Origin of the sequence: Micromonospora sp. NPDC051141, from assembly GCF_044455765.1 — a bacterium.
GTDB lineage: Bacteria > Actinomycetota > Actinomycetes > Mycobacteriales > Micromonosporaceae > Micromonospora.
The window spans coordinates 1-3929 of sequence record NZ_JBITFD010000041.1 but is presented as its reverse complement, the minus strand read 5'-3'; the positions used below and the strand labels follow the sequence as shown (position 1 = coordinate 3929).

General features: G+C 69.3%; 1 protein-coding gene. It reads right to left on the bottom strand.

Going from position 1 to position 3929, the window contains the following annotated elements:
- A partial coding sequence (locus ACIA6B_RS32475) for a type I polyketide synthase (protein ID WP_396779307.1) occupies positions 1–3830 on the bottom strand: 3830 nt, incomplete at its 3' end.
- Positions 3831–3929 lie beyond the last annotated feature (99 nt).

Here is a 3929-nt window from a genome sequence, read left to right as displayed (position 1 = left end):
AGCAGTGCCTCCGGCTCGTCCCGCTCGGCTCGCAGCGCGGGTAGCCACACACCTGCATCGGCGGTGTCGGCCATCGAGGTCAGCGTGCCGTCCGGGCCGAGTTCGAGGAAGACACCCACGCCCTGCTCACGCAGCGCGGTCACCGCGTCGTGGTACCGCACCGTCTGCCGGACATGCGCCAACCAGTATCCCGGCTCGGTCACGTCCGCACCCGGGGTGCCGGACACCACCGGGATGGTCGGCTCCCGCCACACCACCTCGTCCAACACCTCAGCGAACTCGGCCAGCATCGGCTCCATCAACGGCGAGTGGAACGCGTGACTGACGCGCAGCTGCCGGGCCTTTCCACCGGCGTCCCGCCACTGTTGTGCCAAGTCCAGCACCACGGTCTGGTCACCGGAGATCACCGTCGAGCGGGGACCGTTGACCGCCGCGACCCCCACCAGATCGGTGTGCCCGGCGATCAGGTCCTGCGCCTCGACGTCGCTGGCCGTCAACGCGACCATGGCCCCGCCAACAGGAAGCGCCTGCATCAGGCGGCCCCGCGCCGCCACCACCGCCACCGCATCAGCCAGATCCCACACCCCCGCCACATGAGCCGCACTCAACTCACCAATCGAGTGGCCGGCGAGACACTGCGGAACGACACCCCACGAGCCGAGCAACCGGTACAACGCCACCTGTACCGCGAACAACCCGGCCTGGGTGTACATCGTCTGGTCCAGCAGCTGCGACTCGCCCGCGACCACCTCCCGCAACGGCCGCTCGAGATGCTGGTCGAAGGACGCGCAAACCTCATCGAACACGTCAGCGAACACGGGATACGCCTCGTACAAGCCCTGGCCCATCCCAACGCGCTGACTCCCCTGCCCAGAAAACACCACCGCCAGCCGACCGGGCCCCGCAACCCCGCTCACCACCCCGGGCGCCTGGCCACCCGCGGCCAACACCTGCAACCCCTCCACCAACGCCGACCGCTGCCGGCCGAGCACCACTGCCCGATGCGGGAACCCGGTCGCCCGGCTGTCCACCAACGCCCGCCCCACCACCACCGGCTCGACCTCGGGCCGGTCGGTCACGAGCCCTGCCAACCGCTGCGCCTGCGCCCGCAACGCCACCTCAGACTTGGCCGACAACAACCACGGCACCACCCCACCCGACAGCGCGGGCGACTCCTGGCCCGATTCCGCCGAGTTAACTGGTGCGTCCCGCGGCGGCTCAAACGGCTCGGCCTCTTTCGGGATCTCGATCGGTTCGGGTTCTTCGATAATGAGGTGGGCGTTGGTGCCACTGATCCCGAACGACGACACCCCAGCCCGCCGCGGCCGGCCGTTGACCGGCCACGGCGTGGCCTCGGTCAGCAGTCGCACCGAGCCGGCCGACCAGTCCACATGTGACGACGGGGCGTCCACGTGCAGCGTCCTGGGCATCAACCCGTGTCGCATGGCGAGGACCATCTTGATGATCCCGGCGACACCGGCGGCGGCCTGGGTGTGGCCGATGTTGGACTTCACCGACCCCAGGCGCAGCGGCCGATCCGCCGGCCGGTCCTGGCCGTACGCGGCGATCAGCGCCTGCGCCTCGATCGGATCACCCAGGGTGGTGCCCGTGCCGTGCGCCTCAACCACATCCACGTCGCCTGGTGTGAGCCGCGCGTTGGCCAGGGCCTGGCGGATCACCCGCTGCTGCGACGGACCATTCGGCGCACTCAACCCATTCGACGCGCCGTCCTGGTTGACCGCGCTGCCCCGCACCACCGCCAACACCTGATGCCCCCGCCGACGAGCATCCGACAACCGCTCCAACACCAACACCCCGACACCCTCACCCCAACCCGTGCCGTCGGCCGCGTCCGCGAACGGTTTACACCGCCCGTCAGCGGCCAACCCGCCCTGCCGGGAAAACTCCACGAACGCCCCCGGCGTGGCCATCACCGTCACACCACCGGCCAGGGCCATCGAACACTCACCCGAGCGCAACGCCTGCGCCGCCAGATGCACCGCCACCAACGACGACGAACACGCCGTATCCACCGACACCGCCGGCCCCTCCAAGCCCAGGGTGTACGCCACCCGCCCGGACATGACACTGGCCGCGTTACCCGTCAGCAGGTGCCCCTCGCTGCCGGTCTGCGCATCCCCGACTATCGAGATGTAATCCTGACCGGTGGTACCCACATACACACCCGTGTCCGACCCACGCAGCCCCGACGGGTCGATCCCCGCCCGCTCCAACGCCTCCCACGAGACCTCCAACAGCAGCCGCTGCTGCGGGTCCATCGCCACAGCCTCACGCGGACTGATCCCGAAAAACCCCGCATCGAACAACGCCACGTCAGTCAGAAACCCACCCTCGCGGGCATAACTGGTCCCCGACCGCCGCCGATCGGGGTCGTACAGCGCCGTCAGATCCCAACCCCGATCCGCGGGGAACCCAGCCACCGCGTCGACGCCTTCGACCAGCAGCCGCCAAAACTCCTCCGGGCCACCCACCCCACCCGGATACCGACACCCCATCCCCACAATCGCCACCGGCTCATCAACACCCGCACCCACCACCGGCGCCAGAACATCGGCCTGCTCACCAAGCAGCTCCGTCAACACATACCCGGCCAACACCACCGGCGTCGGATAGTCAAAAACCAGCGTGGTTGGTAGCGGCAGTCCGGTGGCGGTGGTCAGCCGGTTGCGTAGTTCCACCGCGGTGAGGGAGTCGAAGCCGAGTTCGCGGAATGCGCGCTCGGGTGGGATCGCCTGGGCGTTGTCGTGGCCGAGGGCGGTAGCGGCGTGGGTACGTACCAGTTCGAGGATCTTCTGCTGGCGTTGCGGGCCGGTCAACGCCCGTAGCTCGGTGGCCAGTGCTGAATCGTCGGATGGCCCGGGTTCAGCGACGGCGGCTTGCGCCTCGGGCAGTCCGGCCAGCAGAGCGCTGGGGCGTGCGGAGGTGAACGCTCGGATGAACTGGGCCCAATCCACGTCAGCGACGGCGAGGAAGTCCTCACCCTGACCGACCGCCTCGACCAGGGCCTGCACCGCCCGCTGCGGGTCCATGCCGCGGACCCCACGCCGGTGCAACCGGGTGGTGTCGGCCTGCTCGGCCATTCCCTCCCCGGCCCACAAACCCCACGCCACACTGGTCACCGACCGCCCCAACGCACGCTGCTGAACCGCGTACGCATCCAAAAACGCGTTCGCAGCCGCATACACCCCCTGCCCACCACCACCCCACACACCCGCGTTCGAAGAGAACAACACCATCGCGTCCAACCGACGCTCAGACCCCTCCACCAACAACTCATGCAGGTTACGGACACCCGCCACCTTCGCCGCCAAAACGCGCTCCGCCACCTCCGGGTCGGTGTCATCGATGGACGCCAGGTGACTCACCCCGGCCGCGTGGACCACCGCATCGACGGGTCCCACCTCACCCAGGACCGCGGCCAACCCGTCACGATCGGCCACATCACCACCCCGCACACTCACCCGAACCCGGCCATCAACGCTCAACTCACCAACCAGGTCGGCCACACCCGGCGCGTCCACCCCCCGACGCGACACCAACACCACATGATCCGCACCATTGCGGGCCACCCAACGAGCCACATGCGCACCCAACCCACCCGTACCACCAGTGACCAGCACCGTGCCCCGCGGCTGCCACACCCGCGGCGACTCCTGCGCCCGGGCATGCACCAACCGGCGCCCATACACACCACTGGCGCGCACCGCGACCTGATCCTGCCCATCCCACCCCGCCAACACCGCGACACAACGCCGCGCCACCGCAGCCGCGTCCCCCGCCACCTCAGGCCAGAGGGCGGGCAGATCCACCAGACCACCCCACCGGCGGGGATACTCCAACGCCGCCACCACACCCAAACCCCACGCCTGAGCCTGCACCGGATCAGCCGGAACATCGAACCGACCCGT